The organism is Nocardia noduli (assembly GCF_019038455.1).
In the GTDB taxonomy this organism is placed as follows: domain Bacteria; phylum Actinomycetota; class Actinomycetes; order Mycobacteriales; family Mycobacteriaceae; genus Nocardia; species Nocardia noduli.
This window is the reverse complement of the sequence record NZ_JAFMPL010000044.1, coordinates 1-17424: the sequence shown is the minus strand read 5'-3', so window position 1 is coordinate 17424 and position 17424 is coordinate 1. Positions and strand designations below refer to the sequence as shown.

The following is a 17424-nucleotide window of genomic DNA, read 5'->3' as shown; positions in this document are numbered from 1 at the left end:
GCGGCCGGGGTGACGACGCCACCGCAATGCGATCACCGCTCCCATTTCCGATTCGGTAGTATGCGAGCGCTGATCGCATACTGTCAAGGGTGCTGCCCGACGAGCGGATGGAGGCGAATGCGCTGTTACCGACCCGACCTCGCGCCGTCCACGGCGCCATGACCCGCCCCGACCGCCCGGATCCCGACGCGCCCGAGCCCGGATCGGCGCAGTGGTGGGTCGAACGCGCCGCGACGGAGAACCGGCGCAGGCCGCGCGACGGCGGCCTGTCGACCACCAAGATCGTCACGGCCGCGGTGGATCTGCTGCGCGAGGACGGCGTCGACGCGCTGACCGTGCGCCGGGTCGCCGAACGTCTCGATACCAGCAGCGCCTCGCTCTATCGCCACATCGCGGGCCGTGACGAACTGATCGCGCTGATCGCCGACCACGTCATGGGCGACATCCGCCTCGCGCGCACCGGCCGCGGCTGGCGCGCCGACGCCGAAGCGCTGATGCACGAGACGCGGCGCGTCATCCTGTCGCAGCCACTGCCCCCGTCGGTGGGCCGCGGCACCGCCGGATACGGACCCAACACCCTGCGCCTGGTCGACGCCGCGCTGGAATTGTTCCTCGAAGCGGGCAGCGGCCCCGAACAGGCCGCTTTCAACACCACCACGATGATCCAATTCGTCGCGGGAGCGGCCGATATCCAGCGCAGTGTCGCCGGTCGCGGCCCACTCGGGGCCTCCCGCTCGGACGGGTTCGACCGTTTGCTCGCCAGCCTGCCCGCCGAGCGCTACATCGCCCTGCGCACCGCGGGTGCCGCGTATGTCGCCGCACCCGCCGACGATGTGTTCGCGCACGGGGTCGCGATGTTCCTCGACGGCGTCGCCAGTCGACTGCCGGTGACCGGCAGCGGGTAGCGGCTGGGCGAGGTGGTGGCGCGCGACTGCCCGCAGATCACGCTCGACCCAGCCGACAGTCAGGCTCGGCCCACCCGACAGGTCCCGCTCGGTTCAGCCGACGAGTCACGCTCGACCCAGCCAACGAGTGGCGGTCGAGGCCCGACTTCCCCCGTCGGCGCGGCACCGACTCGGCCACATAGACCAGGATGCCTGGGCATCCGATCATTGCCCGAGCCTTGCAAGATTGCTATTCTCTCAATTCAGAATTTCATTCTCGAAGGAGGCGGTCGTGACGATCGGCCGGTCACTGCCACCCCTGCGGTTGCGGGAGCGAGATGTCCCGGTGCCCTCCTCGGTGAGCGAACAGGCGAGAGCCATCCTCGCGCTCGGCCCGCTCGCGCCCACCCCGGAATGGCCCGCGCTCGACGACGCCGACGGCTGGCGGACGCTGATCGCCGAGATGGATCGGACCGCCCTCGCGATGGCCCCGGCCTCCGACGCCGCGCGCGAGGTCGAGGTGGAGCGGATCTCCGCCGGAGAGGCCGGGGTATACGTCATCACCCCGCACGCGATCGATCCCGACGACCGCCGCGTCTACCTCGAATTCCACGGCGGCGCGTTCACCCAGGGCGGCGGCGAGATCTGCCGCCTGCGCGGGATCGACAACGCGCTGCGGGTCGGCGCACGGTCGTGGTCGGTCGACTACCGGATGCCGCCGGACCATCCGTATCCCGTCCCTCTCGACGACTGCCTCGCCGCCTACCGCGCACTGCTCGAACAACGCGACCCCGGCGAGATCGTGGTCGGCGGCGTGTCGGCGGGCGCGAACCTGGCCGCGGCGATGATCCTGCGGGCGCGCGACGAGGGGCTCCCCCTACCGGCCGGTGTCGTCCTGGCGACACCGGCGGCCGACCTCACCGAATCCGGCGACACCTGGCAGACCAACCGCGGACTCGACAACATCCTCACCGGTCCCACGCCGTCGACACTGCTCTACGCGGGTGCCAACGATCTGCGCGACCCCTACGTCTCACCACTGTTCGGCGACTTCCACGCAGGCTTCCCGCCAACCCTGCTGCTTTCCGGCACCCGCGACATGCTGCTCTCCGACACCGTCCGCCTGCACCGCGCGCTGCGTTCGGCGGGTATACGGGCCGAACTGCACGTCTGGGAAGCGGCCGGACACGGCGGATTCCTCGGCCGGGCACCGGAGGACGACGACCGCGCCGAGGAGATCCGCCGCTTCACCACCGCGTGCTGGAGTGGCGGCGCGTAACTCAGTGCGCCCCACCGAGTTCCAATGCCAGCACGCCCAGGATCACCAGCGCGACGCCACCGACCTGCACCAGGGTCAATTTCTCGTCCAGGAACAGCGCGCCGATCGTGGCGACCGCCGCCACGCCGATCGCGGACCAGATGCCGTAGGCGACGCCGATCGCCATACCGCGTTTGAGCGCCTGGGCCAGGAAGAAGAACGCGGCGCAGTATCCGATCACCACGATGATCGACGGAATCACCTTGCTGAACCCCTCCGACAGTTTCAACGAGATGGTCGCGGAGATCTCGGAAACGATCGCGAGAGCCAGGAACAGAAAGGTCATGACGGCACCCTAGCGAGGATACGATCGGGTGCGCGGGGACCGGGTCGTCCCCGGGATCGAGAACTTGGGGGATCGGCCGTGGACCTGCCCATGCACGTGGCGGTGGGCACATTGTGCGTCGTGCCGCTGGTCGTCGTCCTGTCCGCGGTCCTCGGCGTGGTCGGCGTACACGCCGAGCACCGCAGGCGTCACGCGCTGCGGCAGTGGGCGGCGGACAACGGATGGCAGTACGCCGAGGGACCCCACGCGCTGTGGACAGCGCGGATGCCCGGTGCGAACGCGCGCGGCATCGGCGTCGTCCTCACCCGCGTGCTCGACGGCAGGCGGGTCACGGTCGCGGACTATCACTATCGGACGACAACGAACGAGCGGTCGACGGACGGGACGGCACGCACGACCACCCGGACGCACCACTTCGTCGTGACGGTCGTACATCTGGACCGTCCGCATCCGCCGATCGCGGTCGTGCAGCGCGGCACGCTCGGAATACTCCAGCGCTCGATATTCGGCGACAAACCGACCGCGACCGGCAATATCTGGTTCGACAACCGCTTCTGGATCGCGAGCCGCGACCCGGGCTACGTCCGCCACCTGGTCGGGCCGGACCTGATCGACGCCCACATCGCGGGCGCCGTGCCCCTGTGGAGCGTCACGGGCAACGATCTGATGACCTACTCGGCCGGACGCCTGAACCGCGTCCGCGCGATACCCGAGCACATCACCCCGCTGCTACGGGTGGCGAATCTGCTGGGCCGAACGGACGCGTGGTCGACCTGACCGGTGCGGCATCCCGGTCCGGTCACCGATCTCAGCGCAGCCAGTCACGCAATGCCGACGCCTGCGTCCGCACCTCGTCGAGCTGAGCCATGACCTGCACACCGGCCGTGCCGCCGCGAGCGTTGCGCGAGGCGATGGAACCCTGCACCGTCAGGACCTCGCGCACCTGCGGCGTGAGGGCGGGGTCGACGGTGGCGAATTCCTCGTCGGTGAGTTCGTCGAGTCCGACACCGCGGGCTTCGGCCGCCCGGACGCATCCGCCCGCCGCCTCGTGCGCGACACGGAACGGAACACCCTGGCGAACCAGCCATTCGGCGATATCGGTGGCGAGGGTGAAACCGGCGGGGGCGAGCTCGGCCATGCGATCGGTGTGGAAGGTGAGGGTGGCGACCAGGCCCGCGATGGCGGGCAGCAGCAGTTCCAGCTGGGCGACCGAATCGAACAGCGGTTCCTTGTCTTCCTGCAGGTCACGGTTGTAGGCCAGCGGTTGTGCCTTGAGGGTGGCGAGCAGGCCGGTGAGATTGCCGATGAGCCGTCCCGCCTTGCCCCGGGTGAGTTCGGAGACGTCGGGATTCTTCTTCTGCGGCATGATCGACGAGCCGGTGGACCACGCGTCGGCGAGAGTGATGTAGCCGAATTCCGGTGTGCTCCAGATGACGACCTCCTCGGCCATCCGGCTCAGATCGACACCGATCATCGCCAGCACGAAGGCCGCCTCCGCCGCGAAATCGCGCGAGGACGTCGCGTCGATCGAATTGGCCGCGGCGGCGGTGAAATCCAGTTCCGATGCGATCTGTTCCGGATCCAGACCGAGCGAGGACCCCGCCAGCGCGCCCGAGCCGTAGGGCGAGACGGCGGCGCGCTTGTCGAAATCACGCAGCCGGTCGATATCGCGCAGCAGCGGATGCGCGTGCGCGAGCAGGTGGTGGGCGAGCAGAACCGGTTGCGCCGCTTGCAGATGCGTCTTACCCGGCATCACCGCGTCGGGATGCGCGGCCGCCTGCGCGACGAGCGCGTCGACCACTTCGAGCAGTCCGAAGGCGACGCGACGGACCGCGTCGCGCAACCACATCCGGAACAGCGTGGCGACCTGGTCGTTGCGGGAACGTCCCGCCCGCAACCGGCCGCCGAGTTCGGTGCCGACCCGTTCGATCAGTCCGCGTTCCAACGCGCCGTGCACGTCCTCGTCGGATTCCAGCGGACCGAACGCACCCGAATCAACGTCCACCGCAAGGCGATCCAATCCGGCGAGCATGCCGGACAGGTCGCTGTCGGACAGCAGTTCCGCCTTGTGCAGCACGCGCGCGTGCGCTTTGGACGCGCGGACATCGTAGGGGGCGAGCACCCAGTCGAAATGCGTCGACTTGCTCAGCGCGGCCATGGCGGCGGCGGGGCCCGACGCGAAGCGGCCACCCCAGAGCGCACCCTCGTTCGTGCCGCTGTGTGACGAGTGCTCGCTGGATGTCATCGTTGGCTCTCCTTCGGTCGGATGGGGAAGTCGGTTGTCGGGTGGCCGGGTCGGTGGCCACACGGTCGTGACCATCGAACCAGCAGAGCCGAACGTCACCGGCACGCAGGGTCGGTGTGCCGTGTCCGCTGGGGTGTGGATTCGGGGGTGTGCGCCGAAGTGTTCGGGCGTACGGGCGCGCTGTCGCTGCCGGAAGTCAGCGGGGCTCAGGAGGCAATCCCCGACTCGAGGCAGGTCCAGCGCACGACGCGAGTTGCGCTTCATGTCGCTCGTGGGTGACCAGAGCGATGAACAGCCGCGATGCGCGCTCCGGCATCGACAGGCCGCTGTTTCGCGTAGACAGCGAGGCCACCGGTCCTGCGCGCACCGGCTGTCGCAGCAGCGCCAAGCCGTATCCGGGCATGCGACTGCCGCGCTGAGCCTGGCAACGCGGCGACTGACAGGTGCCGATTCGAGTTGCCGTCGGACAGGACCGGCGGCACAGGTGGTCAGCGGTCGGTCGATGAGAGGTACCTCCGGATCCGGATCGAGCATGTCGTGAATCTCGACCGGGTCGAGCTCATGCGACGGTTACCGCCGGACCGAGCACCTCCGGACTGGCGACCTGACACCGTCCGTTCCGGCCGATCCGACCGAGATCCGTCGGTCCGGCGGTCCGCCGGTGCCCTCCGATCCGTCGGTGCTGACCGAAGGTCCGTGACCAGCCGAACTATCGATACCGACCGGACCGTCGCTGCAAACCGACCTATCGGTGCTGGCCGATCTGTCGACACCGACCGACCTGTCGGCGCTGGTCGAACTGTCGGTGACCAACCGATCTCCTGCGACGAGTCGACCCGAAACCGGTGGATCTCCACTCAATCGGGTCGCCCGACGCTGCCCGTGACTGATCAGCGTCCAGGCGGCCGTCCGGCGGTACGCCGATCGTCACCGCGCTCTTGCCGACAGTCCCGCCGACGTCATCTGGTAGACCGTCGAGCAGTACCGCGAATCGCGCCGCCCGGTGCCGCCGGGCGAAGCGCGCCGACGACGTCGGCGATTCATACCACCGACGCCGCACCCGTGCGACTACTTCTGGTTCAGATCCCGACGCGCGGCGACCTTCGAGGACAGGCCGTGGATCTGCACGAAACCCTTGGCCAGCGACTGGTCGAAGGTGTCACCCTCGTCGTAGGTGGCCAGGTTGAAGTCGTAGAGCGACTGATCCGAGCGACGTCCGTTGACCACGACGGAACCGCCGTGCAGCACCATCCGGATATCGCCGGAGACGTGCTGCTGGGTGTCCTGGACGAAGGCGTCCAGCGCGCGCTTGAGCGGGGAGAACCACAGGCCGTCGTAGGCCAGCTCGCTCCAGCGCTGCTCGACCTGACGCTTGTAACGGCCCAGTTCACGCTCGATGGTGACGTGCTCGAGCGCCTGGTGCGCGGTGATCAGGGCGATCGCGCCCGGCGCCTCGTAGATCTCGCGGCTCTTGATGCCGACGAGCCGGTCCTCGACCATGTCCAGTCGGCCGACGCCTTGGCGGCCCGCGCGGTGGTTCAGTTCGACGATGGCTTCGAGCACGCTGACCTGGCGGCCGTCGATGGCGACCGGTACGCCCTTGTCGAAGCTGACGATGAGTTCGTCGGGGGCTTCGAAGTTGACGGTCGGGTCGGCGGTGTAGTCGTAGACGTCCTTGGTCGGCGCGTTCCACAGATCCTCGAGGAATCCGGTCTCGACCGCGCGGCCCCACACGTTCTGGTCGATGGAGAACGGCGACTTCTTGGTGACGTTGATCGGGAGTTTGTTCTCCTCGGCGAAGGCGATGGCCTTCTCCCGGGTCCACGCGTAGTCGCGGACCGGCGCGATGACGTTCAGATCGGGCGCGAGCGCGCCGATGCCGACCTCGAAGCGGACCTGGTCGTTGCCCTTGCCGGTGCAGCCGTGCGCGACGGTGGTGGCGCCGTGGAACTTGGCCGCCTCGACCAGATGCTTCACGATCAGCGGCCGACTGATCGCCGAGACCAGCGGATATTCGCCCATGTACATGGCGTTGGCCTGGATGGTGGGCAGGCAGTACTCTTCGGCGAACTCGTCACGCGCGTCGACGACGACGGCCTCGACCGCGCCGCAGTCGATGGCGCGCTGACGCACCACGTTCATGTCCTCGCCGCCCTGACCGAGATCGATGGCGACGGCCACGACCTCGGCGCCGGTCTCCTTGCCGATCCAGCTGATGGCGACGGAGGTGTCAAGCCCACCGGAGTAGGCGAGTACGACGCGATCGGACATGTCTGTGTGCTCCTCGGTTCTCTTCGTGTCTCAGCAGTATGAGGCCCGCGCCTGCGAGCGGTGAGCGCGACCCGGACCCGGCACATCGGGACCTCTTCGACCGGCCCGCGCCGTCATACAAATGATTATGCACGATGATGCAAGCTCATTCATAACCCGGGGGTGGCCACTCCGCCTGCCTGCACATATTGTGTCCGAAACCAGCCTTGGCCGCGCCCCCACGCTGTGGAAGTCTGGACCTATCCATCCGGCTCGGATGCGAAAGGACCGACCTATGTTCAGCACCATCATCGAACCCCTCCGGGATCTGGCCGAACAGAATCGCGACCTTCTCGGTTTCGTCGTCATCGGCCTCGGCAACTTCGGCCTCGGCGTCACCAAATTCGGCCTCGACCTGGCGACACCCCTGCTCCAGCAGTTCTTCTCCGAGTATCCGCCGGGTCACTACTGACCGACGCCGACCGCACGCCCCTCCGCCACGGTGTGCCGCGGCGGACGGGGCCGGCCTGAACGGACATTCTTCGACGGAGAAGACAGAAACCCGTCGCTCGCGGTCGACTTTGTCCGCCCAAGCCGGAACCTACGCGACAAGGGCGCCGTCGAGTAGCGCTGCCACCACGTCCCGCCGCGCCGCTGACGATCACCCGCTACGAACGATAGGGATCGACCAAGCCGCTGGGGGTTCGTGCGAGCTCCAGCACAGCATCCGGAAAGCGTTCCCCCGCGACGTAATAGCGTGCCCTCGTCCGTCCGACCGGAGTCAATACAGCGCGTTCGGTCAATGCCTTCAGGTCTCGTTGAGCTTGCTGCACGCTCAGCCCCTCGCTCGCTCCGTACCGAGACCTGCGAACCCGGCCTGCCATCGCGACGTCGTGCAGTGCGGACACGATGCGCTCGTCGAGTCCGGAGCGCATCGCGAATTCCGACGATCGCTCCCACACCCGACCCGATCGTTCGAACCTCGCGCGCACCGTCTGCGCCTGCTGGTGGTAGGCGAGCAAGTTGAAGCTGATCCATTCGGAGACATCCTGATCCGGGCGGTAATGCGCGCCGCGGCGGGCCAGCACCTGGTAGTACTCCCACGTGTTTCCGGGCCGTCCGAGCCACGCCTCGATCGACGAGAACTCGGGCGCCAGCACACCCTCCCGGGCGATCAACAGCGTCTGCAAAGAGCGTGACATGCGGCCGTTGCCATCGCACCAGGGATGGATCGACACCAGATGAAGGTGGGCCATGGCGGCCCGAACGAGCGCATGCGTGTCGTCGCGAGCGTTCAGCCAGTCCACCAACTCCTCTGCCAGTGCGGGGATCTGCTCGGCGGGAGGCGCGGTGTAGGCAGCGATGCTGGGGTCACGCGCGTCCGTCACGTAGACCGGGCCGCCGCGCCATCGACCGGCGGGCTTTCGGGATGTATGCCGGTGCCCCTGCAAGATCCAGTGGAGCGCGTTCAACTGCCCTTTGTCGAATCGGAAGTCGGGCGCGTCGTGCAGCGATTGAAGGTAGGTCATCATCCGCTGATAGGCGAGAGTTTCCTCGCGGTTCTCGTCGGAGACGTCGACATCCTGCTCACCGGCCATCAGGTCCTCGACGTCGACCGTCGACACCTTGAATCCCTCGATCGAGTTCGATGCGGCGACCGCGTCGGCGGTAAGAAACTTCCGAAGCCCGCCCGTTCGCTTCGCGGAGACGCCCTGCACTTGATGGCGCAGCCGCTCACGCATGTCATCGACCTCCGCCAAGACCCGCTCGTCCTGCTCGGTCAACTGCGGAGTCGGATACAACATCACCCCATGATTCATTGATGTGATCATCACGTCAGGAAGGCCGTGAGACGCGTCGCGTCGGAAGCGCGGCGGTGATACCGCGACCTGCCGCGTCGTCATGTGCGGCCGTCACTCCGCTGCGATGCCGCCGATAATAAGGCCACAGGATGCCTACCGACTCACAGTCTTCGCGGCGATCTCGACCTGTGCGCCACCGACCTCATGCGCACGCAGCAGCGAGAATCGCGCCATCGGCAGCGCGGCGGGCTCGTCGTCGAATTCGATTCCTGGGCTGTCCGTGCCAGCATCTGTGCGCGTCAGCGACCACGATCCGGAGCTGATGCCCCGCCCGCCATTCGCCGCGGTCATCGACTCCTGTGCGAAATGAACGGCTCGCCAGGCTGACCTCACTCGCATGCCTGGTCGAACTCCCGACACCGCGCCGACTATCCCGCCGACCTCCAATTCAGCCAACCGATTTGGGCGGCTTCACCCAGTCCTCGAGATCGCTGTCATCTGACGATTTCGCGCCGCCGCTATCGGGGACCCCGACCTTGCCGGTTCCGGCCGGGCACCCGTCGCCACCCGGGGCACCCTTCTCACCGGCCGAGATCGGAAACATCACCAGACACCGGTGCTGGACCTCTCCACCCGCCTCGGTGACCAGCACCGCCAGGGACGAGGTCTTCGCGACGCGCCCGGAAGTGAAGTCGATGTACCCGGTAACACCCTGAACCGCCGTGTCCCGCAACTGCATGGCGACCGCCGACCGACTGGGCAGACGATCCCCGGTCTCGGCGACACGCACGGTGTTGAGGAAGAGACCGGAAGCGTCATAGCCGAGTCCGAGACGATCCCCGACCCACGACGGTCTGTCCGTCCACAGGACGTCGGGATAACCGCGCAGGTCCGCGACGAGTTCGGGCACCGTGTCACACAGAGCCGTATAGACAGCGGGCACCTTCGCGGTACCGACTTCGGCTCTACCTTCCAGACAGGCACGACCACCGAGGATCGCCGGTGCGGCCTTGGCGACATACCGCACGGTCAGACCGGGGGGCAGACCTTTGCTCACCTCGGGATCGGCGATCACCCGGGTGAGGGTGTCGTTGCCGAGGATCGCGGGACTCTCACCGCTGAGGCAGCCGTTGGCGACCGAGCCCGCGAAGGCCGGGAAGTCGTCGTTGCGCCCCGCGTAGAACAGCAGGGTCTCCCGATCGAACTGGGGTGTGCAGAACGCGGGGAATCGGTTGAGTTCGTGCTGCGTGGTCCACGTGCGCCGTTCGATCTCGATATTTCGCCGGGCGAGCTTGTCGGTCAGGCTGTCGACCAGGGTGGTCACGTAGAGGTCGGTGGGAACCTGCGGGTAGTACAGGATCACTTTCCGGAAGCGGGGCTGCCCGGCCTTGTCGGACGAGCGCGGATAGCGCGCGCCCTCGACGTAATCGACGATGAGTTCCGCGTGTTCGGCATTGCTCGGCGTTGCCTGGAAGTAGAGGGGTGAGGCATTGGCGAGATCGTTCGCCGTCAGCGTCGTCGCGACCACCGGCACGCCGAGATCACCGAGACGGGTGATGGCCGTGCGGGTCGCGGTACTGCTGCGATCCATCCCGACAACGCCGAGCACACTCGCGTCGTCGGCAAAAAGCCCGCGCAGGTGTTTGTCCACCACGCGCGGCGCGTGCCGCATCTCCGTTCCGCCGTTGGCGATCACCACGCGCATCAGCGGCTCGGATTCGGAACGTTTCATCAACGCCAGCCGCTGCTGCACCGCGATCCCCGCCAATTCTTCGACCTGCGCCGACGGGTAGCGCGCATTGGCGTCGGAATAACTGAGACCGGCGAAATAGACCAGCGTCATCAGCGGCCTGCGCGGATTGGTCCTGCGCGCGCCCTCGGCCTCGTCGTTCAGCCGGAAGACTTCCCGCTGAATAGCTTTCAGGTAGGGGTCGTCGGTGAACACCTGACGAGCGTTGTCGCTGTAACCGACGCATTCACCCTCGTGCATTTCCACCGAGACACCCGACGTCCACGGCCAATGCGTGCACGGCACCCCGCGCAGGGCGGGCACGGCCACGAGTGTCGCGGCCACCAGGAGAAGGACCGGCAGCAACACCGACATCATCACGACCCCGCGACGCGCGGCGGGCGGCGGCGACGGCGGCACCGCCAGGTGGGCGTAGCGCGGGTCGCGCACGGTCCCGTTCAGCGGGTCGGGTAGTCGCACCCGCAGTGGCAGCGACCAGGCGTGGGGCAGCCGATTGGTGCGCATGTGGTCGATATTGCGCAGCCAGCGCTGGAGCGGATCCGGTTCCACGTCCGAGGACGGCCGGTCGACGAGACTCTCCAGCGTGTCGAGATTCGTCAGGTCACCGATCCGACCGAGGTCACGGGCCTGCGGCCGGGCGGGTGCCGACTCCAGACAGGCCAGCACCACCAGCGGATCGAACAAGCCCGTCTCGTTGCGGATGTCGTTGATACGCGTGAGAAGTCGAGCGCCCGCGCTGTCGGGAGCGACCGGCCCGAGCAACGCCACCGGATAGGCGGTGCGCCGCCAGCCGGACGGGCGCCAGAGCGGACGACAGTAGGCGTCGCGCATATCCTCGAGGAAGGCGTGCACGAGCAGTTTGGCGATCTGCTCGTCGTTCTCGTCGCTGCGCCCCGACGCCGTGAGGCGGGTCGCGAAACCCAGGAAACTGTCCGACAGTTCGGGTGCGAGATAGCGCTGGCGCATGAACCAACGGGTCACCTTCGACATGCCGGGGATACGACCGCCGCTGATCCACAACCACAGCCGCAGCACCGGCCACAGCGCCAGCACCGCGAACACCGTGCGCGACAGCACATCCCCCGCGGCGGCCTCGCTCGCGCCATCCGCCGACCTGGCGGGCGAACCACTGCGCAACAACCTCGGCAACCGGGCGCGCAGTTCCACCGCCGCCTCGGTCTCGTCGCTGGTCACCCGCTGTCGGGTCAACCAATCCGCGGTGCGGTAGCGCGGAAACCTGATCGGCCCCATCGCGGTGTCATCGGTGGAGAAGCCCTCGACCAATCGCTGGAGGATCGGCAGGCAATGCCCCTCGATCTCCTGACCGGTGGCGTTCGGGTCCGGAGCCAACGCGTCCGGCGGCAACCCCGGCGCCGAAAGATCCACTCGCGCACGCGGAGTTGCCCGCCGACCTCCGGATTCACCGAGCCAGCGGTAGATCTCGACCAGCAGCGCGCTCGACGGCGGCACATCGACCAGGCCGACGAGGGGGCGCGGCAACGGCCGTCGGCGACGGATCAGCGTGCGAAACACCCGCGGGCGCGAATCCGGAACATTGAGCGCTCGAACGAATTCGAGCAGTTTGCCGATGTCGTTCGCCTCTGGCACCCGACGGCCTCCCCCACTTGCTCAGAACTACGGCCGCGTATGGAATTGCGTCCGCATGTAACGGGCGACTGTACCGCGCGGTGCGGAACCGGGCATCAGATCGAATTCACGGACGCCCGCATGTCGCACCGAATTCATCGCATCGCAGGCAGCGAATCATCCCGGGCATTGCCCGCGCCGTGTGGTTCGTCGGCACCGGCGAACGGCCGCGCCGCTCCGGGGACCACGGCCGTCCGACCATGCAGGACGGGGCCGCGCACGATTCCGCCGCCGGGTTCTCACGCGGTCTGTGCGGCGAAGCCTGCCGCGGCAATTGTCCGGGTCACAGCGTCGAGATCCGTCGGGCCGACGGCGCGCAGGCGGTCCAGAAGCACGCGGGCTTCCAGCCGATAAACCTCGGCATCGGACAGCAGGTGGTGCGCGCTCGGCCCGTGATCGCCCTCGATCAGGTAGAGACGCAACTCGCCGAGCACATCCTCCCGATCCACGAAACGGCTCATCCCGCAGTCCAGACCGTCGTCACGGAGATCATCCGGATAGAAGGCACGCGCCCACACACCGCCCTCGTACCAGTAGACGCAGCCCAGCTCGTACCCCTCCAGCCGGTCGTGCAGTTCCTCGAACGGGAGCCAGTCCGGCGCGCCCGCGAGCATATCGATCGTCGGCGCGTGGAACTTCACGGTGCTCGCTTCATCCTCGCCGTAGAGCACGAAGCGGCCGTCTCCCATCCGAGACATGGTCCACCACGTGCAACCGCAGTCATCGAGATGCAGCCCCTCGGCGTCGAGCCAGATACCGGTGCGATGACCGGTTTTCGACTCGTCTGCCGAGGTCGCGGCGACGGCCGCGAGTAATGCCCAACGTGCCCAGAGTATTTCGGCCGCGGGCAGATCCTCCGGCACACCTGGACGGTGAATGGTCATGAACGGTCCCCTTTCTGAGGTCATCAGCGACGAGACCTGATCGAAACACCTCAGGCGGCTTCGATATTTCTGATCAGATTCGCCAGTTCGATCACACGGCGATCCTGTTCCCCGTAGCGAACCGCCATCTGCCGGTGCAGCAGTCGCAGTCTCGTCAGCGCGGCGACCACGTCACCGAGTCGCACATCGCACGAAGCGAGTTTGCGTTGACAGAACATCACCTGTTCGTCGTAGGGACCGCGTTCGGCGGTGAGATCTTCGACGAGACCGCGATAGGTTTCGGCCGCGGCGGCATAGGCCCCGTCCTCGAAGCGCAGTTCGGCGAGTTGCATGCGGGCCTCGACGACGTCCGCGTCACGGGAGCCGAACACGGGAACGGCGACGTCCACCATGGTTTCCAACGCGTGCAGCGCCGGATCGTATCGCGAGTCGTCTGCCAGTTCGCGCGCTCGTTCGACCGCTCGTCGCAGGTCACCGCGACTGATATCGACGTCCGGCGCCGCGCCCACCGAAATGACGGACGCGCCGACGACCGCCGCGGGTACGTGGCCTGCCGGGACGCCGGGCGATTTTCCCGTCGCACCGACAGCTTTGGCGTACAGGAAGGCCGGGCCGGCCAGATCATCGATTTCCGGGAGGGCGTCGAGTTCGGTGGCGTGTCGGAGCAGGACGGAGTGCACGGTGGTCGCGTCCTCGGGGCGCTGGTCGGGTGATTTGGCGAGCATGCTCATGATGAGTTCGGCCATGTCGGAAGGAATTTCGGGTCGGATCTCCCGAATATCCGGCGAGGGCAGGTGAACTTGGTTCTGCCACACCGCGTACGGCGTGCTTCCCGACACCACCCGGTCGCCGGTGAGCAGTTCGTGCAGGACGAGACCGAGCGCGTAGAGGTCGGTCTGCGGCAGCACCGGTCGGCCCTCGATCTGCTCGGGCGCCATGAAAGCGGGGGTGCCCAGGGTTTGCCCGGTGCTCGTGTACCGGGTCATGTCGGTATCGAGAACCACCGCGAGACCGAAATCCACGACCTTGACCGTCCCGTCGGCGCACAACATGAGGTTCGACGGTTTCAGATCCCGGTGATAGACACGATTTCGGTGGGTGGCCGAGAGTACGGCGGCGACTTGTGCGCCCAGTGTGGCGACGACACCGACCGGCAAGGGGCCGCGCCGATCCAGGAGTTCGCCGAAGGTGATTCCTTCGATGTATTCCATCACCAGATAGGGCCGCTCGGGATTGCCCGGGACGGTACCCGCGTCGTGGATCACGGGCATTCCGGGGTGGTGCAGCCGGGCCATGAGTTCGGCCTCGCGGAAGAATCGTTTGGTCCAGTCCGGATCGCCGTCGAGGCTCGTCTGGGTGAACTTCACGGCGATGCGCCGTTTCAGGTGGCGGTCGAAGCCTTCGTGGACCTGCCCCATTCCACCGGCGCCGATCTGCCCGACCAGTTCGTATCGATCTCCGACGACCTGTGGTTGCACCGCCGCTACCTCCGTGAATCCTGGTGGGTCACACGCCGTGCTGGTCGCCGAGGGCGGGCCGCAAGGTTCCTGCGGCAAGTCCCCCGATGCCCGCGCGCATCACGTGTTCGATGCTCGCACGTCGACGTCGCCAGGACGACTCGAGTTCGAGCAGCCGCATGAAGGCCGCGCCACGATCGCGTTGTTCGATCACCGGAATGCGCGGAACTTCGACTCGATACAGATCGAACGGTCTGCCGTCGGCGGCCTCGACCGCGGCCCGGAACACACAGGCGAGGAACCTCGGATCCAAGGTGTCCGGATTGCCCCGGACGAGATGGATTCCGGGCCCCAGCAGCGCACCGTCACGCGCGCACACTCCGACAGCCGCGTCGGCCCCCATGACGACAACGACATCACCGACTCGGACCGTGACGGCTCCCGCCGTGCCGGGCGACCCCCGCCGCGACGGTGGCCGATCGAGGCGGATGTCCTTCGCGGTCAGCAGTTCGACGGTGCCCGTGCCGACCTCGACCGTAGGCGGCGATTCGTAGACCGACAGCGCTCCCGCCTCGATCAGATCTTCGATCGAGACAGCGCCCCGTGGTGTCGCGTCGACGGCCAGTTCGGGCGGCATCGCGATCGGCTCGTCCCGCAGCGTCGCGGACAACGCGTCGTAGTCACCGAGGTTGTCGATCATGGTCGACCCGCGAGGTTCGGATCGCCCGGCGCGAGTGCCCCGGCGGTCAGTCCGGTCGTCATGAGTTCGGTGACGTGTTCGGCCGTGGCGAACGCGGCTCCCGCCGTGGTTCTCAGCAGGAACAGCTGCCGGAACACGGCCCCGTACCGTCGTTGTTCCGCCAGCGCGACGACCGGAATGCGAAGCCTGCTCGGGTCGAACCGCACGGTGGATGTTCTTGTCGCGGAGATATTCTCGCTGCCGGTGAGGAATCCTGCCACGAACCACGGATCGAGTTGGGCACTGTCGACACGCAACAGATGGATATGCGGCCCCAGTAGCGCACCCGCGTCCTGCGGCCCCGCGACCCGCGCGGTCCTCGCGCTGCCGCGGTCACTGCGTACCGTCGGAATCAGGACATCGCCGGATCGGACCTCGACCTCTTCGGAGGGTCGTGCCGATTCCACCGTCGCCGAGGCCGATGCGCCGGTGGCGACGTCGGGGGCTGTCAGTACCGGTCTGGTATCTCCGGCGGCCGCCCGATCCGCACTCGGCGGTAGGGCGCGAATCCACTCCAGCTGACCGTGCGAGGCCAGATCCGCGACCGCGACGAACCGCCAGGGGACACCCGCTGTCTCCGACCAGCCGGTGATCCCGGCGGCCATCGTGGTCAATTCCGAGGCTGCCGCACCGAGGGTGTCCAGGGCCGCGGTGAGTTGACCGGAGATCGCGCCGCCGTCCAGCGACGACCGCACATAGCGGGCGGGAGTGAGGTCGACCTCGTCGTCGAGGACGTCCACCGCCCGGATCACGGCGGCGACACCGGATACTTCGGCGCGCTCGACATCCCCGTCGTCGAATTCCCGCCACAGCCGGACGATGTTGTCGCCGAAGCGATCCCAGTCGATCCGCTCCTCGCGGACGACATCGGGCAATGCGGTCGCGTCGACGAACAACAGCGCGTCGGGCACGGCGACACCGTGCTCCGACCTTCGCACGATCCAGATCTGTAGGCCGACATGCCAGGGCTGAGCCACCCCGGGTGGTAGGCCGATCACGGCGCGCAATGCACCGGTCCTGGCGAGATTCGCCCGAATCTTACGACCGCCGGCGCGCGAGGCGACGGCGGGCGGCAGCAGCAGGACGGCGTCCGCTCCGGGATTCAGGTGGGCGATCGTGTGCTGGACCCAGGCCAGTTCCGGTTCTCCTCGTGGCGGCAGTCCGTAATCCCATCGGCTGTCGAGCGCGAGTTCGCCGGAACCCCAATCACGTTGCCCGTACGGGGGATTGCACAGCACGGCATCGTATCGTCGGCCCTCGAAGGCATCGGCGAGCAGACTGTCACCCTGGCGGATCTCGGCCGCGACGGCAGGCTCCGAGGCCAGCAGCAGCCGGGCGCGTTCGACCTGCACCGGCACGAGATCCTGGCCCGATACTTCGGCGGCTCCGCCCTCGGCAGCCGCGAGAAGTAGCGAACCGCTTCCGCACGCGGGGTCGAGCACACGCGCTCCGGATCGATTCGCCGACAGTGCGACCATCAGTGCGGCGACTTCCGGCGGTGTGGTGTAGACCCCGGTGGCGGCGACACCGTCCATCGCCCGTTCGGCGAGGGTGTCGAAGGCGACGCGAGCGCCGTCGGTCTCGACCGTGCGTGTCACCGCCTTCGCGACCTGCGCCGCGAACTCCGCGTCGGTCGTGTCCGGGTCCGACACCTGCCAGCCGTCATCGATGCGACGGATCGCTCGCATCACCTCGGTGACGGTTCCCGGCTCTCGGGACCGCAGGAGAGTACGCAGGTCGGTGGCCGGTGATTCCGACACCTGTATCCCATGCTCGGACAGCCATTCCTGCACCTGACGCAGGTCGAACAACGGGCGGGTATCGGTACCGGCGACGGCACCGGGGAAGTCGTCGTATCGGCGCCGCCAGTTGCTGACCGTCGCCCTGGTGACGCCCGCGAGCCGTGAGATCTCGGACGCGCTGACCTCCGACATGCCCTCTCCTCTCCTGTTACCCGAGGCAACCCTGACCCAGATGTAAGCAAAAAGCAATCTCTGATATCAATTGACATTGCTTTCATGCTTTCCTACAGTTTCACATCACAGGTGGAGTCCATCATCGAAACCAACCGCCCGCATCGAGGAGCCCCATGAACACCGAACCCGCAGGACCGATCGACCCGTGGAAGCCTGCGCCGACACCGCCCGCGATCCCCACCGACC

At 67.4% G+C, this 17424-nt stretch carries 14 protein-coding genes; 4 read left to right on the top strand and 10 right to left on the bottom strand.

The window, feature by feature from the left end; all coding sequences use genetic code 11:
* The first annotated feature begins 89 nt into the window (after positions 1 to 89).
* The gene (locus JZ792_RS22475) at positions 90 to 905 is read left to right on the top strand and encodes a TetR/AcrR family transcriptional regulator (protein ID WP_308165404.1); all 816 of its coding nucleotides are present in this window, start codon (positions 90 to 92) and stop codon (positions 903 to 905) included.
* 271 nt (positions 906 to 1176) lie between these two features.
* Complete coding sequence (locus JZ792_RS22470) at positions 1177 to 2163, top strand: alpha/beta hydrolase (protein WP_308165403.1); 987 nt, start codon at positions 1177 to 1179, stop codon at positions 2161 to 2163.
* Position 2164: 1 nt separating this feature from the next.
* Here the strand turns inward: JZ792_RS22470 and JZ792_RS22465 are convergent, their stop codons facing one another.
* Positions 2165 to 2488, bottom strand: coding sequence for a DMT family transporter (locus tag JZ792_RS22465; RefSeq protein ID WP_216913022.1), 324 nt, complete (start codon positions 2486 to 2488; stop codon positions 2165 to 2167).
* A gap of 78 nt (positions 2489 to 2566) precedes the next feature.
* On the opposite strand from JZ792_RS22465, the gene JZ792_RS22460 reads away from it, so the two are divergent.
* On the top strand, positions 2567 to 3265 hold the full coding sequence (locus tag JZ792_RS22460; protein ID WP_216913020.1) for a hypothetical protein: 699 nt from the start codon (positions 2567 to 2569) through the stop codon (positions 3263 to 3265).
* Positions 3266 to 3296: 31 nt separating this feature from the next.
* Here JZ792_RS22460 and argH read toward each other — a convergent pair whose 3' ends face one another.
* Together argH and JZ792_RS22450 are read right to left on the bottom strand one after the other, a co-directional pair.
* Positions 3297 to 4733 carry an argininosuccinate lyase gene (gene argH, locus JZ792_RS22455; protein ID WP_216913018.1) on the bottom strand — a complete coding sequence of 479 codons (1437 nt, stop codon included), beginning with the start codon at positions 4731 to 4733 and terminating at the stop codon, positions 3297 to 3299.
* 1068 nt (positions 4734 to 5801) lie between these two features.
* Positions 5802 to 7004, bottom strand: a complete 1203-nt coding sequence (locus JZ792_RS22450) for an argininosuccinate synthase (protein ID WP_109529977.1) — start codon at positions 7002 to 7004, stop codon at positions 5802 to 5804.
* A gap of 274 nt (positions 7005 to 7278) precedes the next feature.
* On the opposite strand from JZ792_RS22450, the gene JZ792_RS22445 reads away from it, so the two are divergent.
* Complete coding sequence (locus JZ792_RS22445; protein ID WP_198654665.1) at positions 7279 to 7455, top strand: hypothetical protein; 177 nt, start codon at positions 7279 to 7281, stop codon at positions 7453 to 7455.
* A gap of 196 nt (positions 7456 to 7651) precedes the next feature.
* On the opposite strand, the gene JZ792_RS22440 is transcribed toward JZ792_RS22445, so the two are convergent.
* From JZ792_RS22440 to JZ792_RS22410, 7 genes are all read right to left on the bottom strand, one after another.
* The gene (locus tag JZ792_RS22440) at positions 7652 to 8887 is read right to left on the bottom strand and encodes a Fic family protein (RefSeq protein ID WP_254190171.1); all 1236 of its coding nucleotides are present in this window, start codon (positions 8885 to 8887) and stop codon (positions 7652 to 7654) included.
* Between the two features lie 51 nt (positions 8888 to 8938).
* Entirely contained in the window at positions 8939 to 9136 is a 198-nt protein-coding gene (locus tag JZ792_RS22435) for a hypothetical protein (RefSeq protein ID WP_216913016.1), read from the bottom strand.
* Between the two features lie 97 nt (positions 9137 to 9233).
* The gene (locus JZ792_RS22430; protein WP_216913014.1) at positions 9234 to 12143 is read right to left on the bottom strand and encodes a type 1 periplasmic-binding domain-containing protein; all 2910 of its coding nucleotides are present in this window, start codon (positions 12141 to 12143) and stop codon (positions 9234 to 9236) included.
* Between the two features lie 278 nt (positions 12144 to 12421).
* Entirely contained in the window at positions 12422 to 13066 is a 645-nt protein-coding gene (locus JZ792_RS22425) for a hypothetical protein (protein ID WP_216913012.1), read from the bottom strand.
* Between the two features lie 50 nt (positions 13067 to 13116).
* Positions 13117 to 14544 carry a serine/threonine-protein kinase gene (locus tag JZ792_RS22420; protein WP_216913010.1) on the bottom strand — a complete coding sequence of 476 codons (1428 nt, stop codon included), beginning with the start codon at positions 14542 to 14544 and terminating at the stop codon, positions 13117 to 13119.
* 28 nt (positions 14545 to 14572) lie between these two features.
* Positions 14573 to 15223, bottom strand: coding sequence for a hypothetical protein (locus tag JZ792_RS22415; RefSeq protein ID WP_216913008.1), 651 nt, complete (start codon positions 15221 to 15223; stop codon positions 14573 to 14575).
* Positions 15220 to 17196, bottom strand: coding sequence for an N-6 DNA methylase (locus JZ792_RS22410; RefSeq protein ID WP_216913006.1), 1977 nt, complete (start codon positions 17194 to 17196; stop codon positions 15220 to 15222). The genes JZ792_RS22415 and JZ792_RS22410 overlap by 4 nt, the downstream gene beginning before the upstream one ends.
* Between the last annotated feature and the right edge of the window lie 228 nt (positions 17197 to 17424).